Source organism: Shewanella sp. SR1 (genome assembly GCF_020447145.1).
Taxonomy (GTDB): domain Bacteria; phylum Pseudomonadota; class Gammaproteobacteria; order Enterobacterales; family Shewanellaceae; genus Shewanella; species Shewanella baltica.
This window is the reverse complement of sequence record NZ_JAJAEF010000008.1, coordinates 15,074-40,171: the sequence shown is the minus strand read 5'-3', so window position 1 is coordinate 40,171 and position 25,098 is coordinate 15,074. Positions and strand designations below refer to the sequence as shown.

18 protein-coding genes, 1 tRNA gene and 1 pseudogene are annotated in these 25,098 nt (G+C 45.4%); 12 read left to right on the top strand and 8 right to left on the bottom strand.

Features of this window, described 5'->3' with window-relative positions; genetic code table 11:
* Positions 1-114: 114 nt before the first annotated feature.
* Positions 115-726 carry a superinfection exclusion B family protein gene (locus KV201_RS09400; protein WP_006083015.1) on the top strand — a complete coding sequence of 204 codons (612 nt, stop codon included), beginning with the start codon at positions 115-117 and terminating at the stop codon, positions 724-726.
* Between the two features lie 142 nt (positions 727-868).
* Here the strand turns inward: KV201_RS09400 and KV201_RS09395 are convergent, their stop codons facing one another.
* Positions 869-1,000 carry a DUF3149 domain-containing protein gene (locus KV201_RS09395; RefSeq protein WP_006083014.1) on the bottom strand — a complete coding sequence of 44 codons (132 nt, stop codon included), beginning with the start codon at positions 998-1,000 and terminating at the stop codon, positions 869-871.
* A 314-nt stretch (positions 1,001-1,314) separates the two neighbouring features.
* Between KV201_RS09395 and KV201_RS09390 the strand changes: the two genes are divergently transcribed.
* Together KV201_RS09390 and KV201_RS09385 are read left to right on the top strand one after the other, a co-directional pair.
* The gene (locus KV201_RS09390) at positions 1,315-2,904 is read left to right on the top strand and encodes a bacteriohemerythrin (RefSeq protein WP_226059158.1); all 1,590 of its coding nucleotides are present in this window, start codon (positions 1,315-1,317) and stop codon (positions 2,902-2,904) included.
* Between the two features lie 146 nt (positions 2,905-3,050).
* A tRNA-Leu gene (locus KV201_RS09385) sits at positions 3,051-3,137 on the top strand.
* A gap of 143 nt (positions 3,138-3,280) precedes the next feature.
* Here the strand turns inward: KV201_RS09385 and KV201_RS09380 are convergent.
* Positions 3,281-6,085: an AAA family ATPase gene (locus KV201_RS09380; RefSeq protein ID WP_226059157.1), complete on the bottom strand. Its 2,805-nt coding sequence runs from the start codon at positions 6,083-6,085 to the stop codon at positions 3,281-3,283.
* Between the two features lie 239 nt (positions 6,086-6,324).
* Between KV201_RS09380 and KV201_RS09375 the strand changes: the two genes are divergently transcribed.
* The 5 genes and pseudogenes from KV201_RS09375 (at position 6,325) to KV201_RS09355 (ending at position 11,996) form a co-directional block, all read left to right on the top strand.
* Positions 6,325-7,374, top strand: a complete 1,050-nt coding sequence (locus KV201_RS09375) for a hypothetical protein (RefSeq protein WP_226059156.1) — start codon at positions 6,325-6,327, stop codon at positions 7,372-7,374.
* Positions 7,374-8,816 carry a hypothetical protein gene (locus KV201_RS09370; protein ID WP_226059155.1) on the top strand — a complete coding sequence of 481 codons (1,443 nt, stop codon included), beginning with the start codon at positions 7,374-7,376 and terminating at the stop codon, positions 8,814-8,816. Before KV201_RS09375 ends, KV201_RS09370 begins: the two co-directional genes overlap by 1 nt.
* 166 nt (positions 8,817-8,982) lie before the next feature.
* Positions 8,983-10,065: pseudogene (locus KV201_RS09365) on the top strand (IS4-like element ISSba6 family transposase); the annotation flags it as partial.
* 651 nt (positions 10,066-10,716) lie between these two features.
* Entirely contained in the window at positions 10,717-11,136 is a 420-nt protein-coding gene (locus tag KV201_RS09360) for a hypothetical protein (RefSeq protein WP_226059154.1), read from the top strand.
* Positions 11,137-11,189: 53 nt separating this feature from the next.
* On the top strand, positions 11,190-11,996 hold the full coding sequence (locus KV201_RS09355; RefSeq protein ID WP_226059153.1) for a hypothetical protein: 807 nt from the start codon (positions 11,190-11,192) through the stop codon (positions 11,994-11,996).
* Positions 11,997-12,118: 122 nt separating this feature from the next.
* Here the strand turns inward: KV201_RS09355 and modC are convergent, their stop codons facing one another.
* From modC to modA, 3 genes are read right to left on the bottom strand one after another with little or no spacing between them, the layout of a single operon-like run.
* A complete protein-coding gene (modC, locus tag KV201_RS09350) occupies positions 12,119-13,204 on the bottom strand; it encodes a molybdenum ABC transporter ATP-binding protein ModC (RefSeq protein WP_226059152.1) in 1,086 nt (361 codons plus the stop codon).
* Positions 13,198-13,920, bottom strand: coding sequence for a molybdate ABC transporter permease subunit (gene modB / locus KV201_RS09345; RefSeq protein WP_126491185.1), 723 nt, complete (start codon positions 13,918-13,920; stop codon positions 13,198-13,200). Before modB ends, modC begins: the two co-directional genes overlap by 7 nt.
* Before the next feature lies 1 nt (position 13,921).
* Positions 13,922-14,713 (bottom strand): molybdate ABC transporter substrate-binding protein, encoded by a 792-nt coding sequence (gene modA / locus KV201_RS09340; protein ID WP_226059151.1) that lies wholly within the window; start codon positions 14,711-14,713, stop codon positions 13,922-13,924.
* Positions 14,714-15,198: 485 nt separating this feature from the next.
* Here modA and KV201_RS09335 point away from each other — a divergent pair, with 485 nt between their 5' ends.
* The 4 genes from KV201_RS09335 to KV201_RS09320 all read left to right on the top strand — a co-directional run bounded on the left by KV201_RS09335 (position 15,199) and on the right by KV201_RS09320 (position 21,143).
* Complete coding sequence (locus tag KV201_RS09335) at positions 15,199-15,978, top strand: TOBE domain-containing protein (protein WP_226059150.1); 780 nt, start codon at positions 15,199-15,201, stop codon at positions 15,976-15,978.
* A gap of 437 nt (positions 15,979-16,415) precedes the next feature.
* A complete protein-coding gene (locus KV201_RS09330) occupies positions 16,416-17,648 on the top strand; it encodes an efflux RND transporter periplasmic adaptor subunit (protein WP_126491190.1) in 1,233 nt (410 codons plus the stop codon).
* A 2-nt stretch (positions 17,649-17,650) separates the two neighbouring features.
* Positions 17,651-19,684 carry a MacB family efflux pump subunit gene (locus KV201_RS09325; RefSeq protein WP_226059149.1) on the top strand — a complete coding sequence of 678 codons (2,034 nt, stop codon included), beginning with the start codon at positions 17,651-17,653 and terminating at the stop codon, positions 19,682-19,684.
* Positions 19,685-19,691: 7 nt separating this feature from the next.
* Positions 19,692-21,143 carry an efflux transporter outer membrane subunit gene (locus tag KV201_RS09320; RefSeq protein WP_226059148.1) on the top strand — a complete coding sequence of 484 codons (1,452 nt, stop codon included), beginning with the start codon at positions 19,692-19,694 and terminating at the stop codon, positions 21,141-21,143.
* A gap of 147 nt (positions 21,144-21,290) precedes the next feature.
* Here the strand turns inward: KV201_RS09320 and KV201_RS09315 are convergent, their stop codons facing one another.
* From KV201_RS09315 to KV201_RS09305, 3 genes are all read right to left on the bottom strand, one after another.
* On the bottom strand, positions 21,291-22,433 hold the full coding sequence (locus KV201_RS09315; RefSeq protein WP_226059147.1) for a site-2 protease family protein: 1,143 nt from the start codon (positions 22,431-22,433) through the stop codon (positions 21,291-21,293).
* A 224-nt stretch (positions 22,434-22,657) separates the two neighbouring features.
* Positions 22,658-23,035 carry a DUF4144 family protein gene (locus KV201_RS09310; protein WP_006083004.1) on the bottom strand — a complete coding sequence of 126 codons (378 nt, stop codon included), beginning with the start codon at positions 23,033-23,035 and terminating at the stop codon, positions 22,658-22,660.
* 229 nt (positions 23,036-23,264) lie between these two features.
* The gene (locus KV201_RS09305; RefSeq protein ID WP_006086026.1) at positions 23,265-24,953 is read right to left on the bottom strand and encodes a DUF342 domain-containing protein; all 1,689 of its coding nucleotides are present in this window, start codon (positions 24,951-24,953) and stop codon (positions 23,265-23,267) included.
* Between the last annotated feature and the right edge of the window lie 145 nt (positions 24,954-25,098).

Below are 25,098 nucleotides of genomic sequence, written 5' to 3'. Positions count from 1 at the left end.
AGATCCATAAAGTGCATTTTCTTGCGAATAAAATCAACGAAATATCTCTTCATTTATGGCATTGAATTTGCTTATTAGCCGATAAGTTCAATTTTTTGTCACTGGGATAGCACTATGTTTAAACTCAAGCTGGATTCAGTTAAGTTTGTTAGTCCAAAGAAAATGATGTTCAGAGTCATGCTGTGGCTAATGGTGAGTTGTACTGTCTTACTCCTTATTCCCCCGAACGTGTTGGCAGTGCTGGCGCTCGATAAATTTGTGCCGGAACATGCGCAGTTTGTTGGATTAGGCCTAATCATATCTATCGCCTATTTTTTGAGCCAGTTGATTAACTTAGGCTTAGATGAATCAATTCGTCATTTAAGTGATAAGCGTGTTATTGAGACGATTGAAGCTAAAGTGAACCTGCTTGATCCCGCAGAGCGAGCGTTAGTCAGAGAGTTCTTTCTTCAGGGCGCCACAATTTTGACTCTGCCGCAAAATGAAACCGCAGTGAAAAGTTTATTGAATGCCTGCATCTTAGAAAAACTCGGTAACGAGCGCCATTATGCGATTCAGGGACCGACAGCCGATTATAAGATTGCCATGAAAGCCCGCATGTATCTCAACCGCGATGTGCTGCGATTGCCTGCGGGTGAGCCGAGCCAAGAAGAGATGCAGTCGTTGATTAAAGCGCGTCCACAGTTTTTAAATGGTCTAGTACAAAACAGAAAACACGCTGCATAGGCGTGTTTTGTCTCGCTCGGATGAGTGCTGGCTTTAGATGAGTTGCAGTATTCTGAAAAGCGAGACAACAAAAAATGGGGGTGATAAAAACCCCCTAGATTTTGCATTTATACAAGAACATGAAGAACAACTGGAGCAAAAACTATTGTTTCGGTGCCGACTTCACAATGAACATCCAAGTGATATAAGACACTATCCCTATTGTGCTAAAGATAACGATCATTGAAAGTAAGCCTATGGGGTTACCAAACATTAGATCTAACCAAAATGCCATGACTGAAATCCTCTTTCCTGTGAAGTCCTCTCTAAATTAGCGGTATTCGATAGCTAAAATACTGATCTTGATCAATAAAGAATCGACATAGGAATACAAAGTCATAACCCTTAGTTAACTCTGTGATCTTGGTCATATTCCTGTGGGTGTTTAACTGGGATGAGTTCAAATAATTTAGCTTTGTTTGTTCTTCAGTTAGCGTCTAGGATTAATCTACTTAACCAGATCGATATTTTGTTATCGCACCATGCTATTTATTTGTTCTTGTTTTTTTAGATGAATGCTGTGATATCAGTTTTTTAAAGGAGTAAAAAATGGATTCTAATAAAGGTCGGAAGGATTCAATGGGATATAATTCTATCTTTGCGCCACTGCTGTTGCTGATTTATCCACTCTATTGTTTAGTGATCACAGGGCACTTTGTCGCCATCCTGTGTTTAAGCGCGCTCGCCGGCATTTTAATTTTCAACATCAATAAATTAATTCGCAATTTAAGACAGCTTGAACGTGCCGCCCATCATTTAGGCGAGGGAGATTTAAGCTATCAATTAGAAGAGAAAGATGCGGGCGTGTTCATTAAGGTCGTGCATAGCATCAACCGCATGGGCGAGGATGTCAGCCGCACGATTTTATCTTTGTCTGATACCTGCGAAGGGATGAAAAAAGTGGCCTCGGATATCAAGGTCATCAGTGAACAGGCAAAACAAGGGGTGTTAGAGCAAGAGCATCAAACGGAACTGGCCGCCAGTGCGATGACGCAAATGGTATCAAGCGTGCAAGCGGTGTCGCAAAATGCCGTGAGTGCGGCCAAGGCTGCCGATATTGCCCAAAGTTCTGCCAAGCATGGCGACCAAATCATGAATGGCATAGTGACTAAAATTGGCGCTATGTCAGCACAGATCCATGACACTCGAACTGTAATTGAACACTTGGCCGCCGACAGCAACAATATCAGTAGTATTATCGAAACGATTTCGCAGGTGGCTGAGCAAACCAACTTACTCGCCTTAAACGCCGCCATTGAAAGTGCGAGAGCCGGTGAGCATGGTCGCGGCTTTGCCGTTGTCGCCGATGAAGTGCGTAATCTTGCGAAACGGACATCTGAAGCCACGGTTGAGATCCAACAACAAATCGCCGCATTACAAAAAGGTGCACAACATGGCGTTGAAGTCATGTTGAAAAACGTGGTCATTGCCGACGAAACCGCTGAGATGGTGAATCAAGCCCACAGCGCGCTCGGACAAATCGTCACGCAGGTGGAGACCATTACCGATATGTCCCATCAAATCGCCACGGCATCGGGGCAACAACACACAGTTGCTGAAGAAATTAATAAAAATATCACTGTGATGGCAGAGCTCGCCCTGAGTAATGCGTCACACACCAACAACACTAACTTATCGAGTTTGAAAGTGTATAACATGTCGCAGGAAATCGGCTCCTTGCTGCACCGATTCCATGTGAATGCGGCATTCTTTAACTCGACTCAGGCGCAAAATAAACTGTTTGTGAAATGGGGGCCTGAGTTAGACATAGGGATGCCAGAGATCAATCGTCAACATCAACGATTAGTGTCGCTGATCAATGAACTGCATCGCACATTAAACGAAGAGTATGGACTCGAAGCCATCAAACGTATCGTGCAAGGGTTGGTGGATTACACCGCCAATCACTTTGCCTATGAAGAAGAGCTCTTTGCCCGCTTTGGTTACCCACAAACCGACAGTCATAAGGAAAAGCACGGCAAGTTAGTCGGGCAAGTACTTGATTTTCAAAAGCGGGTTGTAAAAGGGGAAGATGTTGCCGACGAATTAATGACTTTCTTGAAGGCTTGGTTGGTTAATCATATCCAAAAAAGTGATAAAGAATATACCGCCTTTTTGTTATCCCATGGTGCAGAATAACCCCAAGAGCATGATTTTTGAGCGGTTAAATGCAATTTGTATTAAAGTCGCGGCAAAAGACTTGCCATTGTCATGGGCAAAGGTATAATTCCCAGCACTTAGAGACAGCCAGTTGTTTTGATTGCTTCTAAGTGCATATTTGATATGCCAGTGTGGTGAAATCGGTAGACACACGGGATTCAAAATCCCGCGCCCTTAAAAGCGTGCCAGTTCGAGTCTGGCCACTGGTACCAAATCCTTCTTAATGAAGGAACTAAACCGACCTAGCGTCGGTTTTTTTGTACCTGAAATTTGAGATGTGAGGGTATTGTGCGTTCTGATTGCGCTATTGCGAATACGTTAATATTGGACTAATCGCAGTCTAACTTTTGCAGATTCAGTTTGCCAATGTATACGTCTGCTGAGCGATAAGGCTCAAGAATTGCTCTTCTGACAATACTTCTTTATCAAGCAGCGCCTGCGCCACCATATAAATTTGATCCCAATATTGCACTACTAATTGATCTGTTTTTGTGGTTGCATCATCCAGCCATTGTTTGATGAGTAACTCTGTATGGCTTTTGAAATAAGCTTCGTTTGTCCATTGATTCAGTACCGTCACATCCATGTTATAGCTTTCAGGATGCATACCGTATTTGGCTACGGCAGACCAAGCCGACCACATTGCGCTCTTTAAATCACTACCGGCACTAGTATCAAGACCAGCTTCGCCAAATTGTTTTATTTGCGCGGCTCGGCCAGCAAGTGCGACACAGGTTTGTGAAAACCAATAGTTTTTTGTGTAGTCGATATTTTGATCGTTACTGAATGCCACCATTCCTAGTGCCTGTTCTCGAGGAACCACGCTAATTTGTTCAATCACCCGTTCTGGCATTAGTATGTGAGAAATCACAGCATGACCGGCTTCATGATAGGCTGTTTCAGCAAGCCACTTTTCACTGTTATCTAATGAACGCTTGGCGCCATATTTAAGAATGTTGATCTCTTCGACTAACGAATTTTGGGTAATTTTATTGTTGTTTTCACTTAGTGCTTTAAGTACAGCTTCTCGATGGATTCTCTTTAAATCTGCGCCGCTCATTCCCGATGTTAGTGATACAACTAATTCAACATCGATATCTTCTTCATACCCATCGTATTGCAAAAACTTATCGATAAACCATCGGCGGGCATCTTTATCCAAAAAAGGAACATGCACATGAAGATCTAGCCTTCCAGAGCGCAGCAGTGCTTCATCAAGTTTATCCAGCCTATTTGTCGCAGCCACGATAAATATCGGTTCTTTGCTTTGATTAAACCCATCAATTTCAGTAAGTAATTGATTCATTAGCGCGTCTGCCTTAGCGCCTGCTTCCCCTCGTTTGGGCAGTGCATCTATTTCGTCAATAAACAAAATACAGGGTGCGTATTTTCTTACGCGTAAAAACAGCTCTTTCATAAAATTGTCGGACAATAACTCATTGCCTGAACAAGTGGCGATTGGCATACCTGCTTCACTGGCCAATGCCCTCGCCAATGTTGTTTTCCCTGTGCCTGGGGGGCCAAAAAGTACCATGCCTTTTGGTGGGCTAATACCGGCCTGCTCAAGTTGATCTCGATGATGAAGAATTCTAAGCGTTTCCCTAAGTCGGCTTTTGACCGCATCATGCCCAGCAACATCGTTAAAACGAATGTTAGGCATATCGAGAACGATACCGCCACTCTCGCCCATATCGTCTACATGCATTAATAACTCTCGACTAGGAGTTGAGAACGTCAGTGTAAGTTGGTTGTCACAAATGCTACACGTTGAATCAAAACATAGAACTTCACCACGAATCTTGAGTGCTTTAATTTGGGTTTCACAAGTTTCGGTTGTCAACATGTTGCTTATATCTTCACTGAGCAACACTGATACCTGTTTAAAGGTTGATTCAGGATTAGCTCTAATGAAGTCTGTCACTGGGTCGATCACTTTTGCAGTGATGTTAGACTTGATATCTCGCACATCAAAAAATGGTGCAAAAGAGGTTAATAGCAAACGCACCAAGTGCTGATGAAATGGCAATAAATCAATTCGACTTTTTTGCATAAAATGCTTCAAGTCGGTATTTAGCTGCTTTTCTGCTACCCGCACAAGTTCGGCCACCCCAAGGGATTTAAACAGAATGATGCTTCCTTGGGATAGGCGTGACAGAAATTCAGGCGGAATTGCTTTGACCAACTGGTCTCGTTCCAATTTGGTCTCGGTGCGTAAATGAGAAATCATTGCTGCACGTGCTTGCTCGGGTTTGGTATCAATGGTCTCTAGATAGTTTTGTTTGTTGTAAACCGCACTTCCTAAGTTAGACGTAAACACCACAATTGTTTGTCTAAAATCAACATCGAATTCGGTATATTCATCAGTGATGAAGCCAGCAGAAAGCATACGAAGCAATGCCAATAATACCTGCGTGTGCGCTTTCTCGAACTCGTCAAATACAATGATGGATTTGGGGTGCTTTTTTACAAAAGTGGTAAGCTGTCCTGGTGCTGAATCATCGTAGGTTTTTTTTGCTCCCACTAACCCAAAGCTTTCGTTTGCATTAGTGTACTGAGTCATATCAAACGCTTTGTAGTAATATTCTTCACTGAGGTGATTGGCAAATCGCTCTGCTAAAAAGGTTTTGCCACAAGCAGGTGGTCCAGTAAAGAAAAACACCCCAATAGGTCGATTTTGCTGCGATTGCCAAACTCCTTTCACCATATTGTCTATCAAATGTTCCACAGCGTGATCTTGACCAAACACTTCTTGCAGTAAAGTTACCTTCAATTGCTCAAATTTTTTAAGGGTTTCAAAATAATCGGCAGCGGTTCCCGGAATTACAAACAGTTCAATATTATTGACCCAATCATCCCCTGATGCTACCGGACGATGGACTCTCAATAAGTCTGCTACTGCTTCAGAAAAAGCCAGTACGGGCTTTTCAGCTGTAGTCTTTAGCAATCCATGGCTTAAGTCATGTTGGTATCGATGAGCTAGAGCACTAACGGTGGGATCTGTCGCGTCAAACTGCACTCGGAGTTTCTGAAATACCGCATTAGATTCATCTGCGACAAATGCGGATAAATACCACAAAGCAGCAGCAACATGCTGGGGAGATATTTCGTCATCTTTTTCGTTAAGCGCGATATGTTTGGCAAATAGCAGGAGATTCTTCAAGGCTAATTATCCTAGTAATATTTTAAGCGATAGTACCGAGAGAGTGGCATGCCGTGTTTTTTGTTTTAATAGTTTATGTTATTGATATTGGTGTTATATCAATAAACTTATTGAATAGATAGTAATTTTCTCGTCTAATAAGATAAGTGAATTGTCTGTTTTTAATTATGTTATTGGTACTTTCCGACCCAGTATCAATTTAACCACATGTCCTCTTGTTATCTTGAAAGGAATCGTTAATGAGCTCAATCCAAGAATATACCTACCTTCTAACCAAAGTTGCACAACAGCGTGAAGAGTGGTCAGTCACTGCAGATAAACCCTTTACAATATCTCGTCAGCATCAAGACAACGCGTTACCGTTAGCCATTAGTGTGCATAGTAATGAAAGCAAGGCTCATCTGTTTATCAATCTCTATGATGACTCTGAGCTCGCTGATGTAGCGCAAAAATTCCTGCGTATTAAACGTGAAAAACTAATTCAACATAAGGATGATTCCGGTCTAGTTATTTATATCGATGAAGAAGGGTTCGCCGTTGTTTATGACGTAACAGATGTCAGCACCGAAGAGTTCAGCGCCCAATTTGATAATATTATTGATAATGCTGAAGAATTGTTATCAAAATCAATATCCTATGCATTAGAAGACCTAAAGAGTGCATCTAACGAGAGCAATCGACCTATAGAACAAGTAGTAGAGCAATATCTGGAAAAAAAATATAAATTTCAGCATGATGAAGATGGTAAACGTTTCATTCTAGGTTTTGCCACTGATAGCTATATCAACAAAGAGGGGGACAAAAGTCTTCTAGTGGCTATTAGCTATGCGGATAAAGAGCGATTATGCATTCAAACCCCTTTGATGTACATTTTCGATCTGAATAAAACTGATTATAGCCTGATCGCAATGGTGATTGCTTGGTATCAGTTTGAGTATAAATTTTTATCTATGTCGCTGGATCCTGAAGATGGTGAGCTAAAAATCTCGATTGACTTACCTTTGGGACAAGGCACCCTTCATCACAGTCAAATTGACCGTATCGTATCGTTTATTCAGCAGTTTTCTGAAGAGACTTATAGTGAGTTGTTTTCACTGTTGCTCACCGATAGCGATTCAGCGAAGAAAATACTGAATGAGAAGATCGATGAACATAAAGCGAATCGACGCAGCCGCAGTTGGCTCCAATCGATCCAAAAGCAGTTGACACAATCGACTGATGAACAAAAAGCGGCAATACAAAAAATTCTATCTCAAGGCAAATCGACCAACGAGCAAGGTGGAATTTAATGGCGAACTCGACATTAAAACCTGAAAAAACTGAATTTATGATCAGGCTTAGAGATTGGCTTTCTAATCCAGTTTTTCAGCTGATTTACATGACGTTAGTATTTGGCATGCTTACATTTGGCCTTTTCTGGTTAACTATCAAGTTTCATTTGCTGCCTATCGAGCTGATGAAGCCAGATTTGTCCCAGGAAGATACCGGACTTTTTAGTGCGCTTGGCGGATGGGCGATTGGTTTTGCTGGTGCAATTGTTGCAATTCGTATAGCGGGGATTGCCAAAAACATCCAGTTAAATGATTCAATCAGGGAGGAAATGAAATTATGGGAAGTGCACGTAGAGCGTATTTCAGACTTGAACTCGAGACTCACGCGCTCAATTTTTGATTGTAAGCGTGCTTGTGCTGCTGTTTTACTTCATGCCAAAGAAAGCTCTGTTGGTGCACAATCCCGTCCGCATATGTTTAATCCAATGCCGAATAAATCAGTGGCGGCAACCAAGGCCATTGAAGCTGATGATCCGGAAAAAACATTGCAGGAAAATCTGAAAAAAAAATTAGAACAGCTTGTTGAAACTATCGAAGAAGTCCTTCAAGACTCAGTATTTCGTTCAGTTTTAACGGTTTCGGCGGAATCTGAAAATGATTACTTATTGTTTGAGTCTTGGATGATGGAATCTGAAGACTGTGACTCAGCTTCAAAGCTTTCGGAGGAATGTAACTTTGTCGAAGCCTTTTTTAAAGAAGCAGCCGCTAGAAATGCGGTGAAAGAGATTGTGGCTCAAGATAATAGGTTTATAAATACCAGAACCCTTGAAAAAGGCTTTAATCGTGGTGCTAGAAATTTTGGGATTGGGTTGGTCGAACTTGGAGCGATGCGTTTAATGACCCACTTTCGCGAAGATCTTTGGCGGCTCACTAAATATCAGCAGCAAAAGGAACAGCAAAAGGAAAATTTTGAAATTTCCGATGTGGCGTGGTTATTTATGGGGTTGTTGCTGTCAAGGGCGAAGAAGGATTCTGACGCAAGCCGGAACGACGGATTTATTATGATTGCACTTTTACTGGGGACGTTGCCGACGGAAGATTCCATCAAGCGCTATCTCGACGGTAAATTAAAGAAAGTTGAAAAAATTTATTCAGCTGAAGGCAAAAAAACGATGGAGACTGCAATAGAAGAGCTTTCTAAAAGATGCTTTTTTATAAAGGGTCAAGAGCTATCTGAACTTGCCGCTTTGATTGAAATATGTGGTAATAATCTCGAATATCTTGACGTGCTAACGAAGAGTTCAGGAGTTAGTGCTGCTTTCGATAAGAATGTGCAGACAAAGAACTCTGAGAGTGGAAATGAAAAAAGCGCTAAGTCAGGAGGGGATGGCTCGCTTGATAATGAAGTAATTACCAATACAAATCAATCAGATAGTGATGGTGATAATAAAAAGAAATAGACGTTATCCCTGACTAGAGCTCAAATACCAACTATTACTTAGCCCTAATGTTATATCGATAGAATAGAAAAACCAGCATCGCTAATGCCGATCAGTTAAGACAGATCGCTTGACGATCTCGCTGAAAAGATCAAAATCCGATGACCTCTTGTCATCGGATTTTTTTATGCAACTCTCAGAAGCACTCGCCCGCACTCATATTACCCGCCTAACCGAATTCACCTGCTTAGCTGATGTGTTAGAACCTGAGTAAATTCAATCTTGTTTGGACTCTCAGGGCGTTGCGACATTAAGACGGCGTAAATTGCCGATGGATGCGATGATTTGGGCCGTTATCGGAATGGCTTTGTTCCGAGGGGAGTCTATTCGGTCACTCATCAACAAACTCGACATTGTTTTGCCGCAAGAGATTGATTATGTTGCACGCAGCGCCGTGACTCAGGCTCGAAAACGATTGGGCAGCGAGGTTATTCGAGAAGTGTTTAGTCGCAGCGCTAATACCTGGCACGCGAGAGCTGAACACCCTCATTGGTGCGGTCTTAACTTGTATGGTGTTGACGGTGTAGTGTGGCGGACACCCGATAGTGTCCAAAATCAAGCCGCCTTTGCGCGTACCGCAAACGCTTCAGGCGAAGCGGCTTATCCGCAAATTCGCATGGTTTGCTTGATGGAGTTAAGCAGCCATTTGTTGGTCAACAGCGCCTTTGATTCGGTTGCCGAAAATGAAATGAACTTAGCATCTCAGCTCATTCCTAGCATTCCCAATCACAGCCTAACCCTATTTGACCGAGGATTTTACTCGCTCGGCCTTCTGCACGCTTGGCAGCAAGCGCAACCTGACAGCCACTGGCTGTTGCCATTGAAGAAAGGCACTCAATATGAGGTAGTGCGAACGCTGGGGAAACATGACCAGTGGGTGAAACTCACCACCACGCCTCAAGCCAGAAAGAAATGGCCGCAGCTCCCTGATACCCTTGAAGCGCGTTTACTCACTAAGACAGTGAAAGGTAAGTCAGTCGCCATTTTGACCTCGTTGACTGACCCGATGCGTTACCCCAGCGAAGACATCGTCGACTTATATGCCCATCGATGGGAAATCGAACTGGGCTACAGAGAGATGAAACAACATCTGTTGGAGAGTCGTTTTACGCTACGCAGTCAACTACCGGAGCTGGTGACTCAAGAGCTGTGGGGCGTGCTGCTGGCCTATAATCTCATTAGATACAAGATGTTAATGATGGACAAAGCGTGCCAGTTCGAGTCTGGCCACTGGTACCAAATCCTTCTGATGAAGGAACTAAACCGACCTAGCGTCGGTTTTTTTGTACCTGAAATTTGGCTGTGTTTGAAGTGGAGCTTTAGGCATAAGTCAGACCTTAGCAAATGACAACTAAATCCACATCGTGTAGTGATAAATTAGCTTGTATTAAGCTATTGATAAATATTTATTTGCCATTAGCACTCACTGCGATTGCAGTGCTGTAGGTTGAGACTGTACTCGACAAGTTTAGTCAATTCTTAAGGGTTTACAGCTTTAATTAGAAAAATTAAATGTAGAGATTGTTTTTCAGATCTCGTGTCGGTAAAGCGTTCATAAACATTGCGATTCACTTCAGATGTCCTTACTTATTAATACGCTTGGGTAGTCTATTTTGCTTAAGATTGTTAACTGCTTCAGTTGAAAAATCATTTGATTAATTTATTTTTTACTATTCGTTACGCCCTTTTGATTGAATTACGTATCTTCCTTAAGTTATTTATCTCGTTAAGCTAAATTCATTCCAGATTGGCTCAATCTATAATACTTAAAAAATAGTATTGAAGTGTCAACACTAATGGTGCCCAAGCGGCAGTATGCTGTTCACTATACCAAGGACGTTAACTTATCAATGGAGAGAATATGTTTAAGTTTTTAGTACCATTATCATTATTGCTTGTTTCAAGCATTGCTATAGCTCAAAGCCCTGCAACAGTCTCTGATGTAGTTCAGCTTCAAGGCCCTTATAATGCGACTATTGAGCAGGTACAAGAGAGTGTGGTCAATATGTATTTGCCAGATGATGGTGTTGCTGTAATTGATCTAATTGGGCAAGATAGGTTTGTAAGCTATACGATTAACACAAATTATTTTGAAGTATTTATAAAATCATCAGGGAAGACGGTTGCGATTAAAAATAATTTGCCTGATGGATCTACGCAAAGCTTAGCACTTGAAACCTTATGTGGACGCTCAGTGTCGGTCAATATTATTAGCATTTCATCCAAAGCAACCCCAGATATGATTAAACCGAAATTGTTAATTTCAGCGCCAAGCTGTTAATCTGGCTTGCTTATTACCTTATCAAAATCATAAATCATAAACAGGTATATTAAATGGAAAATCAAAGTCTTGCTGGTCGCTCTGGTGCCAGCGCTTTTGGTAATTCTAGGGTAATGAATAAATTAGGTGCCACATTTTTTTTGATGTTTCTTATTGGTACCTTTTTGCCCTTGACAGATTTAGCTGGATGGTCAAATAAAACGATAAGTTTATACTCACTTGCTAACCCAAAACTTCTCATTTTTTTAGCCGTTATAGGTTGTATTGTTAATATTACGGGCATAAATCGTACTGCAGCTAGGCTTGTTTCTTTATCCTTTATTGTGATTGTTGCCGGTTGGTGTTTTGCGCAGCTGTATGATATCTATGACGTGGCTAAGAAAACAGCTGCGTTCACTGGTCGTAATTTTGATCTAAATAATTTGTCTATTTCATTTGAAGATATTACTAGAATGATACCTGTTAGAGGTAGAGATCTTGTTTCTGTTGCGAGTATTCTATTGGTTACATCTTTTTTTGGTATTTTTTGCTGTATTTTTTCACCACGCTATAAAGAAATTCAGTCGATAAACGTTACAGATAAGTCAATTGGTAAAGTAAAGCCAAGCTTCAATGCTGAAGAGTCTCAGATTCATGTGAATAATGCTTTGAGTAAGTTAAAAAATATCTTGTTATTAATTACTGTTACAGTGATTGGTTTTATTAAGTATGTTTATAAAGTGATTTATCCTCTTGTTGATGCTTTATTGAATAAAGCAACTGACGCGATTTGTGAGAAACAGGAGAGTCTAAAGCGTGAACATGTGAAAATGGTATTACTTGCCATGTTAGTTGTACTGATTTATATGATCTTTTTTTAAAAATTTCTTTGTATCAGCTAGGAACGGAGTTTTTCATTTCTAACTTTAAAACCTGATTTATAAGGAAAGAAAACCGACCTAGCGTCGGTTTTTTTGTACCTGAAATTTGGCTCTAGGTCGATTTAGTGGGATTCGGCGATATCCATTTGCGTCATAGTCACACCTTTGATTTGTGCATAAATCGCTTTGCCATGGGTGAGTTGCAGTTCATCGCAGGCCCAAGGGGTGATGTTGGCCCAAAGTTCATCGCGGCCTAGGGCGATTTTTAATTGGATTTGCTCGCCATTATCACTGGGGTATAACTCTTTAATTTCTCCCTTCAATAGGTTACGGATACTCGATCCTTTGGGGATCTCAGTGCAAACCGAGACATGGTTTGCCTGAATACGCACTTTGAGTTTCTTTGTCGTTTCAGCCAAATAGCCACTTACCCATAGATAATTACCATCATCCATCACGAGTCGCGTCATGGGGTAGTCGAGATGTCTGTCGGCAACCTTAGCACTGAGGAGTGAGCTGAGTTCCTGCAATGGCACCCAAGGGCGCATTTGCTCGCTATTCCACACTTCACTTAAGGCGCCTTGGGCGATCAATTTCCCCTGATGCAGCACTAGCATATAATCCGCCAGTTGTAAGATCTCATCTAAGCTGTGGCTCACATACACAATCGGCAGTTTTAGTTCCTGCGATAAGGTTTGCAGGTAGGGCAGTAACTCGCGTTTACGGGGTAAATCGAGTGACGCCAGCGGCTCATCCATCAACAGCATGTCGGGCGATGTTAGCAGGGCACGGCCAATGGCAACCCGTTGTTTTTCACCGCCCGATAGCGTGCTGGGATAGCGAATGAGCAGTTTTTCAATTCCCAGTAACTGCACAATTTTGTTGAATAACACTGGGTTGGCTTTACGCACACCGTAGTTGAGATTGCCCTTTACGCTATAGTGTGGAAACAGCCGTGCCTCTTGAAATACATAGCCAATATGGCGCTTTTCTGGGGGAAGGTTCACTTTGCCTTGCTGATAAAGCAGTTTGTCACCGAGGCGGATTTCACCGCTATCTGGGGTCGAAAGCCCGCCGAGCAGGTTCACGAGCGAGGTTTTACCCGCACCCGAGCGGCCAAAAACGGCTGTCACGCCTTGCAATGGCAATTGGGTGTCGACTTTTAGTTGCAGTTGTCCGAGCCGTTTCTCAATATTAATCCTTAGCATACGCTTGCTGTCCTCTGCAGGGCTTTTTTACTCAGCCATTGGGAGGCAAGTAAAGATGCTAGTGCGATCACTATCGAGATAATGCACAAACGCATCGCCTGATATTCGGCCCCTGGGGTTTCAATAAAAGAGTACATGGCGAGCGGAATCGTACGGGTTTCACCGGGGATATTGGAGACGAAGGTAATGGTCGAACCAAATTCCCCTAGGCTGCGGGCAAAGGCGATAATCATGCCCGACACTATCCCTGGAGAGGTGAGCGGCAGTGTGATGGTGAGAAATACCCGCCATCGACTGCTACCTAACGTGCGTGCGGCCTGCTCGAGTCGAATATCTACAGTTTCAAAGGATTGGCGTATGGCTCTGACCATCAAAGGGAATGACACTATCGCCGCCGCGAGGGCCGCACCGCGCCAACTAAAGCTAAAACTGATGCCAAACCAATTATATAACCACTGGCCGATAAAGCCTTGGCGGCCCATGCTGATCAGCAGGAGGTAACCCACTACCACGGGCGGTAACACCAGTGGTAGATGGAGCACACTGTCGAATATAGCCTTGCCAGGAAACTCGACTCTGGCCAGCACCCAAGCGCATAAAATGCCCAAGGGTAAACTGGCGATAACGGCAACGGATGACACCTTTAAGCTGAGCAGCAGTGCGGCAATTTCATAGTCGCTTAAAAGAGAGCCGCTTAGTAGAGAACCACTCAGCACCCTAATTCACTCCAAAGCCATATTTTTCAAACACATTTTTTGCGCTTGGACCTTGCAGATACTCATTGAACGCTTTGGCGCTTGCCGTCGATTCTTGTTTGACTAAGGCGATAGGGTATTCAATTGGGCTGTAGCTCGTCTCTGGGAAGGTGGCCACGATTTTGATCTTCTGGGCGACTTTCGCATCGGTTGAATACACTATGCCTAGCGGCGCTTCACCTTGTTCAACTAAGGCGAGTGCGGCGCGGACATTGTTAGCGCGGGCGAGTAATGGCTCAGCAGCTTGCCACAGCTTGAGATTTTCTAGGGCTTGCTTGGCATATTGTCCTGCGGGCACATGATCAGGATCGCCAACTGCCATACGGCTGCCTTTTAATGCGGTTTTGATATCCCAATCGCCATTGAGCACCACCTCTGTGATGGGGCTATTTTTTTCGGCAATCAAGACTAAGGTGTTTTTTAGCAAGGTTTTACGGCTGTTAACATCGACCGCTTTGGCATCGACCAGATAATCCATCCACTTTTGATTGGCCGAGACAAACAGATCGGCGGGCGCACCATTGGCCACTTGTTTTGCCAGTGTTGAAGAAGAGGCGAAGGAGAAAACCACCTTAGTATTGTGTTCCTTTTCATATTGCTGGCCGATTTCGTTAAGTGCATTGGTGAGTGATGCCGCAGCAAAAACAGTCACTTGCTCATTGTCTGCCGCAAAACTTGGGCTAGATGTCAGTGCCATTGTAAATAATGCAGCCGTGGTAAAACGCAGTAATTGCTTAAGGTGAATGAATTTCATTCTGTTCCTCCGTGATAAAAAGTGATCGTTATATACCAATCTATATATCGATTATTCAAGCCCTAAGCAATCAATTAGTGATCTGTGTGCGGTTTCTTGCGGATTAATGGCATTATACCAATCGTATTAAATATCTGTTCATTCAGCGGGAATTCAACGCGCTTTAGGCAAGGCGAAGGCTTGAAAGCATAGTGGTGCTCTGTCGAAAGCCTTGAACGCAGTATAAAGCGCGTTGCCATGTCGTTAACATCAGCCGCCCTTCGGGAGCCTCACAGGCATCCCACTCCCGTGTTGCATTGACTTAAAAGGGAATAACCATTTCTGCGTCAATGCGCCTCGGATTGAAATACCTGTGAGGCTCTGAACTGATTAGATATTTAATGTGATTGGTATTGATCCGCTGAAATATCTCGGCAATCTTATTGGTATCCTCAAGGTGATGAAGGACAATAGGGCTCAAGTCAGACTTGGGTGCGGGATAAACGATGGATTTACATGCATTACTTACGCTTTCCCTTGGGGATAAGCCCTTCGCTAATCCTAGGCGGATAAGCCTGCTCGAGCAGGTCGCCAGCACAGGCTCGATAAGCCAAGGCGCCAAGCTTGCGGGGATCAGTTATAAAGCGGCGTGGGACGCGATCAATGAGATGAACACCGCCATGCCCGAACCCGTAGTGTGTAGCGAAAAGGGCGGCAAAGGCGGTGGTGGCGCTAAACTCACCGAATTTGGCGAGCGGTTGCTCAAGGTGTATTCCATCACCTCCCAAGTACAAGAAATGGCCTTGGCCGCCTTGCTCGATGAGTCCGTCGACATGCACAGTTTATTAGATGTGATGGCGCATTTCTCCCTCAATACTAGTGCCCGCAATCAGTTAACGGGTCGTATCAATGGCATTGATTCATATGGATTAAATGACAACATCAGCGTGACCTTAGCGGGCGGACAACAGATTCAGATTTCAGTGACCCATTCGAGCCGCGAGCGCTTACAGTTAGCCTTAGATAAATCCGTATTGTTACTGTTTAAAGCCCCCGCGGTACTGGCGACGACTCATGCCTGCGAAGTGGATGGGCAAAATTGCCTCAGCGGCCGTTTGCTGAGCGTGACTGAACTTGGCGACAAGGCCGAATTAGCCATAGATATTGATGGTAAAGACATCATCTATTCAGTGATGCCACTCACCCAAATGCAGGCGTTGGCTGTCGGCGAACCATGTTTCGCCTGTTTTGATGCCACGCAGGTTATCCTCGCCAGCATGAATTAGCCGAATGGAGTGATTCATTCGGTTAATCATTGGTCATTCACTGGGGATGGCCTGTGACTTGGTGTTATTGTTTTCGCAATGGGTTGGTGGGGAATCTAATGGTTTCTTTCGTTTGCAAACACGACGTTGATTTTTATTGAAAAATAATTAAGCGAAGAATAACGAGTATTGCTTAAATTATACGACTGTAAAATATAGACCCCGACAATTGACCACCTAACGATTTGGTATCGCACTAAATCGGCATTGCAGCCTAAGCCCCACTCAGCCGTACTTGGCATGTAAATTTCTACACAGATATTTGCAAATCTTTACCTGTTAACGACACTTCCTTCGTCTACTGTCTTTGGCTAACTCTATATACTGTTGGAACAATTTCAGTTCCTTAGCAAGATGAATGCTTGCTGTCTTTAGCATTGATGGACACGACAATACCGATGAAAAAATCCTCAAAGCGTAAATTGCTGCTCGCGTTAAGCGGCTTAATCCTCCTGGGTGGCGGTGCTTATTTTATGTGGCATAAGCCTGAAACGGCACCTGCCTATGTGACAGAAGTGGTGCGCCGTGGCGATATCGAAAACTCAGTGCTGGCCAATGGCATGTTGCAGGCCTCTAAACTGGTGAGTGTGGGTGCGCAGGTATCGGGGCAAATCTTAAGTTTGCCGCTGGCACTGGGGGATGAAGTAAAGAAAGGCGATTTGATTGCTCAAATTGACAGCCTAGCGCAACAGAATAATTTGAAGGATGCCCTCGCATCACTCAAGAGTATCAATGCCCAGTTCCGCGCCAAACAGGCGCAGATCCGCCAAGCCAAGTTGGAGTTTAGCCGCCAGCAGCAAATGCTTGCCGACAAGGCCAGTTCCCGCGCCGATTATGAATTGGCCGATGCTAATCTAACGGTTTATCAAGCCGAGCTTGAGCAATTAGAAGCGCAAAAACAACAGGCTGAGATTAACGTCGACAGTGCCCGAATCGATTTAGGTTATACCAAAATCACCGCGCCTATGGATGGCACTGTGGTGTATTCGGCGGTGGAAGTGGGGCAAACCGTTAACGCCAATCAAACGACGCCGACAATCGTGGAAATGGCGCAGCTGGATACCATGACAGTTAAAGCACAGATTTCCGAAGCCGATGTCGTCAATGTCCATCCGGGTCAAGCCGTATATTTCACGGTTCTTGGCAAACCGAATCATCCCTACCGTGGCATCTTGAGGGCGATTGAACCGGGGCCGATTTCGATGGATGGCGACGATAGCAATATGAGCTCTAGCGACTCAGACGCCATTTATTACCATGGGTTATTCGATGTTGAAAACCCAGACCGCACCTTGCGTATCGGGATGACGGCGCAGGTGTCCATAGTGTTAGCTAAGGCCGATGATGCGCTATTAGTGCCTGCGCAGATATTACGTATAAAGCCGAGGGAGAAATCAGCGGCGCCAGAGGCTAAGTCTGGCGAGCGTAAAGTCCGCAGTGGCCCACAATATCAAGTGCCTGTATTAGTCGATAACCAAGTGCAATATGTGGATGTCACGGTTGGTATCAACAACAAAATCAATGCCGAAATCATCGCGGGTTTGAAGGAGGGCGATCAGGTTGTGCTTGGCATGCCGTCCGCCGATGATGGCAGCAGCAAATTCCGTCGTCAACCTAGCGTGAGGTTTTAACAGTGACAACGGCATTACTTGAAATTTCAGGTTGTTATCGCACTTTTCAGGCGGGTGAGCAACAACTTACTGTGCTAAAAGATGTGAACCTGTCGATTGGCCGTGGCGAGATGGTGGCGATAGTGGGCGCCTCTGGCTCGGGTAAATCGACCCTAATGAACATTCTTGGTTGTTTAGATAAGCCGTCAAAGGGCGCGTATTTTATCAATGGCCTAGATACCTCAACGATGGACGTGGATGAGCTAGCGCAGCTGCGCCGCGAGCACTTTGGTTTTATCTTTCAGCGTTATCATTTGCTGGGCGATTTAACCGCCATAGGTAACGTCGAGGTGCCTGCTGTGTATGCGGGTAAAGAACGCACGGTGCGTAAAGACAGAGCCGAGCATTTGTTGACGCGTTTAGGCCTTGGCGACAGGCTTGACCATAAACCCAATCAGCTCAGTGGTGGTCAACAGCAGCGGGTCAGTGTGGCGCGCGCCTTGATGAATGGCGGCGATGTGATCCTTGCCGATGAGCCGACTGGTGCGCTGGATAGTCACAGTGGTGAAGAAATGATGCAGCTGTTGCAGGAGCTGCACAGTGACGGTCACACCATCATTATCGTGACCCACGATATGCACGTGGCCCAATATGCCGACCGCATTATCGAAATCAAAGACGGCGTGATCATCAGCGATGAGCGCAGTCAGGATAAACAGACGGCTAAGCCGCAAAGCTCGACATCACAAAACACGACCTCACAAAATACGGCGTCACAAAAGCCTAACGGCACTGTGGTCGCCAAAACAGTGGCAGCAAAAGACAGCTCGCGTGCGCGGGTGGCTTCGTGGGACAGATATGTCGAGGCGCTTAAAATGGCGCTGGTGGCGATGTCGACCCACAGGTTACGTACTTTCTTGACTATGCTCGGGATTATTATCGGTATCGCCTCTGTGGTTTCTGTGGTGGCCTTAGGTGAAGGCTCACAGCAGGCCATTCTCAAAAGTATCAGTTCGATGGGAACCAATACAATTGATATTCGCCCAGGTTCAGGTTTTGGCGATCGACGCTCGGCGCGGGTGCGTACTTTAACGGCGACCGATGCCAATGCCCTTAAAAATCTGCCCTATGTCGATAGCGTGACCCCTAGTATTGGCTCTAGCGCGACGGTGCGTTTTGGCAATAAAGCGGTATCGGCCTCGGTGAATGGGGTGGGGCCTGAGTTCTTTCGCGTGAGAGGTTACGAGTTAGCGCAGGGGCAATTTTGGGATGATGCCAGCGTTGCAACACTCGCCCAAGATGCGGTGATTGATGACAACACCCGTAAGGAGCTCTTTCCTAGCAGTACTGGCGATAATAACTCGGCCATCGGCCAAGTGATTTTCCTCGGGGATTTACCCGTGCGCATCATAGGTGTGACGCAGCCAAAAGAAAGCGCCTTTGGTAACAGCGATGCGCTCAATGTGTGGGTGCCTTACACCACAGTTTCTGGCCGTATGATAGGTAAAAACTATTTGGATGGCATCACAGTGCGACTCGATGAAACTGTGCCGAGTAATGCGGCGGAGCAGGGCATTATCGCGCTGCTTAAAATGCGCCACGGCACTCAAGATTTCTTTACCATCAATACCGATACCATTAGGCAGAACATCGAAAAAACCACAGCAACCATGACCTTACTGATCTCGGCGATCGCGGTAATTTCCCTTGTCGTTGGCGGAATTGGGGTGATGAACATTATGTTAGTGTCTGTGACTGAACGGACCCGTGAAATCGGGGTACGTATGGCAGTGGGCGCGCGTCAGAGTGATATTTTGCGCCAGTTCCTTATCGAAGCCATCTTAGTGTGTTTGTGTGGCGGAACCTTAGGCATTGCTTTGTCCTACTTAATTGGCGTGGTGTTTGCGCAAACGGGAGGCAGTTTCCAAATGATTTACTCCACCACCTCCATCGTTGCCGCCTTTGCCTGTTCGACCTTAATTGGTGTGCTATTTGGTTTCTTACCCGCCCGCAATGCGGCGCAGTTAGATCCCGTTGACGCATTAGCCAGAGAGTAATAACACCATGAATACAAAAATATTTCATCGACCCTTTTCGCCTCGTAGCTGCGCGATTGCTGTGGGCATGGCTTTAGGAATCGCCTTGCTGAGTGGCTGTGGCAGTTTGATGCGTTCAGACTTTGAACCGCCCGCATTGGCGATTCCTGAACAGTGGCAAAACACCACAGTGAACGAGCAAGTAAAGGTCGATCCTTGGTGGCAGCAGTTTCATCAGCCCGAGCTCGATAAGCTGGTTAGCCAAGTATTGAGTACCAACAATGACTTAACGCTGGCGACCTTAACCCTGCGTAAAGCGCGCTTGCAGGCAGGGCTAACGCGGGACGATCTGTACCCGCAACTATCGGCCAATCTTGGCGCTTCCCGTAATCAGCCACTTGATGGTGGTGACGCGACTAAGAGTTACCAAGCTAACTTGTCTGTCAGTTATGAGGTGGATTTGTGGGGCAAAGTGTCGGCCAATATCGACCAAGCCCAATGGGCGGCGCTGGCGAGCGCCGAAGATAGGGAAAGCACCACCCAAAGCCTAGTGGCGACCACTGCATCCTTGTATTGGCAGATAGGTTATTTAAATCAACGGGTTGATTTGAGCCAAAAGAGCATAGCGTACAGCAAGCAAACGCTGGCTTTAACCCAAAGGCAGTATGATTCTGGCGCCGTGACGCAAGTGAATGTGCTCGAAGCGCAGCGCAGCATGGCTGGACAAGAGGCGGCCCATAGTCAGCTTATCCAGCAATTAACTGTGGCTAAAAATGCCCTCGCGATATTACTCAATCAGGCACCAGCTGCTGATCCAGCGCAGAGTTTAGCCTCAGGGGAGACTTGGGTTGAGATTAAGCAACTCCCTGACGTGGCAGTGCCGGACGTTAGCGTGGGTGTACCAGCAGATTTGTTAGTCAGACGCCCAGATGTGAAGGCTTCCTTGTATCAACTGCGCTCCGCCTTGGCGAGTAAAGACGCTACCTATGCGAGTTATTTCCCAAGCCTGAGTTTAACGGGTGGTATTGGAGAGTCGACCTCAGAGTTAAAAGAGCTGTTACGCAATCCTGTTGGCAGTTTAGGCGCAGGGCTTGTCTTGCCCTTTTTGCAGTGGAATCAAATGCAAATCAATAACGACATTGCCGATATTGATTATCAAACCGCTGTGGTGAATTATCGCAAGACGCTCTATTCCGCCTTTGAAGATGTCGATAACGCGATTTCGGCTAAGCAGCAATATCGCTATCAAGGGGATAAGTTGGCGCAACAATTTAGCGCCGCGGCAGCCGTTGAAGCCATTTATGAGAGTCAGTACCGCAATGGCGCTATCGGTATTCAGAATTGGATTGATGCCCAAGAGAATCGTCGCAGCGCCGAGGCGGCTTTGCTCGAGAATCGTTACAACCAACTCACCGCCCAAGCGACGCTTTATCAAGCCCTTGGTGGCAGTGATATCGCCCCGCCTTTGGCAAAGGAATAACGCATTGTTGTAAAGCATCACAGCACTATAGAAAAACAAAAACCGCTATTAATAGCGGTTTTTGTTTTTCTATAACTCAGGCAAGCGCAAGCCTCTGAGTTGCTAGTGCCTTTGCGCTGCGTTTAGCCGTTTAGCCGTTAAGCAGAATTAGCTGCGTAATATTTGCAGCGGCAAACTGAGCATATCATCGCCGGTTCCGGCTAAGTGCCAGATGATGCCGACTAAAGCGCCAACCGTGAGCAAGTACCAAATCACCGAGAAGATTTGTCCGTATCTGTCTAATGGCAACAGGTGGCTTTGATGGCGTGTGCGCCACTCGAAAATGATTTCTAAGCTACCGATCAACAGCAAGAATCCCAATAAGGCTAAGCCTAAGGTGTAGCTGATATACACACCGAAAGCGGCACCGGCGGCGCAGGCGACCAAGCCCATGATGCTGTTCATCGAAAAGCTGATGCTCTTTAAAATATGGCCGCCATCGAGTGGTAAAATTGGCAATAAATTAAATAGGTTAAGCAGCGCATTAAAGGCGGCTAGGCCAGCAAAAAACACATTGCCCGTTACGTGGTAAGCAATCAATGACGCGATGGACATCAGGAGTCCAAAGGTTGGCCCCATGATGGAAATCACCACATCTTGCCAACGCGTATTAATTTTTTCATCGGAGAGCGCGAGCCCACCCATAAAGGGAATAAGGTAAATTCCTTTGGTTTTCATCCCAAAATATTTCATCGCGCGGATATGGCCGTATTCGTGGAATACCAAGCAGGCGATGAGCGCGAGGGCGAATTGGAAGGAGAATAGCCAAGAATAAGCTGCAACGCTGGCGCCCGCTAATACCACTTTTATGACTTTGGCGCTTTTTAACAGTTTAAAACCAAGGGAGGCGAGTCCAACCATGCTCAGTTTTTGCTGCTTAACGATGGGCGTTTCTGGAGTTTGGCGTTCGATATCTTTTTCGGTGCGTCGGCCTTGGTCGATAATTTTGTCATCCTGCAGCAAGCAGTAATCGAGGCGGAAAGGCTGCCAAACGAGATCGGTTTCGAGGCGAACTTGAATTTTATTTTCTGTCATGGCGATGGCTTGCTCGCCACTTTCTGTCGCCAATGGACTGCTGTGGTGGGTGAGCTCAAAGACATGAACCTTGAGGCCGCCATTGTCGACGGAAGCTTCTTTTTGTGAGACTAAGGTGTTGTCCCAGAAGAGTTGTTGCCAGCCCGCGAGTGAGCCTTCTAAGCGCAGTTGTTTGCCTAAGCAGTCAATCTTAAGTAGTTCCAATTTCGGTTCCATCTGTTTGTATATTTAGTGCCAACTTAAACGTCATCCCTTGAGTCGACGCTGAAAATGGTCATTTTGAAGTGTATTTTAGCTGCGCTTTGCCAGTTGACTCGGCGCTGCTACACAGCGGCAAATTATGCCTGTGAATTCACTATGAGGATATTAGCTTTTAAGGTCATAGTGTTTTTTATTGAGCAACTGAGTTGTTGGTAGATAGTATCTCAGCTGCTTGCCGTTTATTCATCGAGGGTGCGTACAATTTCAATCCCTTGGGAAATCGTTGTGAAAGCCAGCTTAGCGACGCAGCATTGCCCCAGTGCTTGGGCATGGTTTTGAACCCACTTGATAAATTCATTGAGCGGCAAATCTTGTTTTTGGCGCAGTAATTGCGGCAGTTCGCCGACGGGGTCTTCATGGATTTTCTGCGGACAGGCACTGATTAGATAACGCTGGCCTTTTGAGTCGAGTAATTGATCGGTATCGATAAAATGATGCTGATAGAGACAGGCGAGTTCGAGCCAATCCCTTTGGTGTTCTAGGTAAAGTAATTCGTCACTTTGAGTCAGTTTTACAATGGCTGGCCATTCAATACTCGACATCTTAACGCTAGTCATTTCAGATCCTTAGGAAGTTTAAAATGGGCTCTGAGACAGTCTCTGAGAACAATCGGCGGCAGTAGACAAGGATTAGGATTATACAAGAAGATACTTGGCATGCTGCTGCGTGAGTTTATCTGACAGCAGTATGCCACGCTGAGGGAAGATTGATAGAGGCCAGAACAAGTTCACTGAGTCTGGCTGAATGAGGAAGGCGTGACGACTGAGTCATCACTCCTAGCCAAGATTATGCGGTCGGTGCGGCTTTGGCTTTGGCGTTATAGTCAAAGTTAATCTCTTGACTGACATTGGCAATGCAGCAAGTGCCGTGTTCACGGGCGGTGCGATGATTCGCTGGACCTATATGTAACTCAACGTTAAGGAATACGTGTTTAAGCACTTCGATACGGTATTTCTCGTAATAGCCTTCGACCTCTTGTTTGAAGGTATCGAACTCGAGTTCTTCGCGGGTGCGTTCATCCATAATGCGATTCTTCTCATCGAGCATCATCTTGATTTGCTCGATCATCGCCGCGTCGCCTTGCCATTCTGATTTAGGCGGTAGCTTATTGAGGCGAGCCTCGATATCTAAACTGGCGACGACCATAGCTTTAACGCTTTCATCGAGCAGCTTGAGATCTTGTTTGAGTTCGGCATGTTCCATCGCGCAATAAACGTCGGTTTTGGTTCCCGCCGTTGCCCCTATGACAACCGCCGTGATGCCTTTCTCAGCACGCGCGACACCGCCTACCAGATCGCCACGACGACCACTCGGATCGCTGACCGTTAAACTGCCGGCGGTTTTGGTATGGCTGTGTAGCAACTGTTTAGTGACTAAGATATTGCCCTTGGCTACCAAATTGGAATATTGCACAAACTGGGCGCTGATTTGGCCTTGAGAATGGATATTGGTAGAGTATTCATTGGCTTTGATTTGTCTGCCAATGATGCCTTTACTGACTGTGACATCACCTTCAGCCTCTAGGGTAGCGGAGTCCACAAAGCCCATCACGGTAATATCGCCCGAGCTTTTAACGACCATGCCCTCGTGGACATCGCCTGTGATTAAAATACTGCCCTTAAAGCTGATATGACCTGTGCCGATGTCGACATCTTTAAGCTGTAAAATATCATCGACATTCATACCAGTACGGGTTTCGACGGGTTGCCCTGGTACTGTGGCGATGAGTTTATTGGGATCTTTGGGATGAAAATCTGTGCCTGTACCGGCTTGAAGCACGGCATCTTTACCCGGTTTTTGTTTAAGCACTTCGCCCTTGATGTTGTAACCCGGCGTGCCTTCGGTGGCGGGGTGCTTAACCATCAAGAGATCATTGGCTTTGACGACGATAAGCGAGCCGAGATTGCGCATATCGACACTGCCATCTTCCCGCTCTTGTGGCTGGAGTAAGCGTTCGCGCGCGAGGAACACTTTGCGTTCTAATACCGCATTGAGTCCATTGACTGGCGCTTTACCTTGGGCGATGTCACTTTGGCAAACTTCGCCGGCCTTGAGCGTACCGAGTTGTTTCAGTAGGGCTTGAATTTTGAGTTTGCTCAACCCCATGCAGACGTTGTTCTTTTTGAGATGGGTAAGGATCTCTGGCAAATCTATCTGTTTACCGCCCCATGCTGCGGTCAGTTTTAGGCTGGCTTGCATTTTATCTGGGCTAATTTCGATTGCTATGGTGCCATCGCGGCGTTCAGCCAAAGTGGCGTAGAGCTCAAATTTCCCGTCGTCTTGACTGCACAGAGAGTTGATTTTAGCGACGGTTTTAGTAATGGCAGGCTCTAGCGGAAACAGGGAGGCGAATTCAGGTAAAGACAACAGGCGCATTATATCTTCATGGGTGACTGGGCCATGGACATTAGGGATCAGGCGCAATTCAGCTTTGGTCTTATCGCTGTTTAGCTCAATGAGTTCAGGGTCCAGCATAGGGGCATTCCTAGTAATTGCGTTTTATTATTGTTTAAGAAGCTGATTTGAGTATAACAGTAGAAACTTAGGGTAAAGAAGCCTTTTTGGCTGCAAAAACAGCAAATGTTGGCATTTTGTTGTTAATGGTCTATAGGGTAGTTTT

What these genes read in the sequence shown, in the direction of transcription:
- KV201_RS09400 (WP_006083015.1), top strand. Translation starts at nt 115, where the DNA reads ATGTTTAAACTCAAGCTGGATTCAGTTAAGTTTGTTAGTCCAAAGAAA.
- KV201_RS09395 (WP_006083014.1), bottom strand. Translation starts at nt 1,000, where the DNA reads ATGGCATTTTGGTTAGATCTAATGTTTGGTAACCCCATAGGCTTACTT.
- KV201_RS09390 (WP_226059158.1), top strand. Translation starts at nt 1,315, where the DNA reads ATGGATTCTAATAAAGGTCGGAAGGATTCAATGGGATATAATTCTATC.
- KV201_RS09375 (WP_226059156.1), top strand. Translation starts at nt 6,325, where the DNA reads ATGAGCTCAATCCAAGAATATACCTACCTTCTAACCAAAGTTGCACAA.
- KV201_RS09370 (WP_226059155.1), top strand. Translation starts at nt 7,374, where the DNA reads ATGGCGAACTCGACATTAAAACCTGAAAAAACTGAATTTATGATCAGG.
- KV201_RS09360 (WP_226059154.1), top strand. Translation starts at nt 10,717, where the DNA reads ATGTTTAAGTTTTTAGTACCATTATCATTATTGCTTGTTTCAAGCATT.
- KV201_RS09355 (WP_226059153.1), top strand. Translation starts at nt 11,190, where the DNA reads ATGGAAAATCAAAGTCTTGCTGGTCGCTCTGGTGCCAGCGCTTTTGGT.
- modC (WP_226059152.1), bottom strand. Translation starts at nt 13,204, where the DNA reads ATGCTAAGGATTAATATTGAGAAACGGCTCGGACAACTGCAACTAAAA.
- modA (WP_226059151.1), bottom strand. Translation starts at nt 14,713, where the DNA reads ATGAAATTCATTCACCTTAAGCAATTACTGCGTTTTACCACGGCTGCA.
- KV201_RS09335 (WP_226059150.1), top strand. Translation starts at nt 15,199, where the DNA reads ATGGATTTACATGCATTACTTACGCTTTCCCTTGGGGATAAGCCCTTC.
- KV201_RS09330 (WP_126491190.1), top strand. Translation starts at nt 16,416, where the DNA reads ATGAAAAAATCCTCAAAGCGTAAATTGCTGCTCGCGTTAAGCGGCTTA.
- KV201_RS09320 (WP_226059148.1), top strand. Translation starts at nt 19,692, where the DNA reads ATGAATACAAAAATATTTCATCGACCCTTTTCGCCTCGTAGCTGCGCG.
- KV201_RS09315 (WP_226059147.1), bottom strand. Translation starts at nt 22,433, where the DNA reads ATGGAACCGAAATTGGAACTACTTAAGATTGACTGCTTAGGCAAACAA.
- KV201_RS09310 (WP_006083004.1), bottom strand. Translation starts at nt 23,035, where the DNA reads ATGACTAGCGTTAAGATGTCGAGTATTGAATGGCCAGCCATTGTAAAA.
- KV201_RS09305 (WP_006086026.1), bottom strand. Translation starts at nt 24,953, where the DNA reads ATGCTGGACCCTGAACTCATTGAGCTAAACAGCGATAAGACCAAAGCT.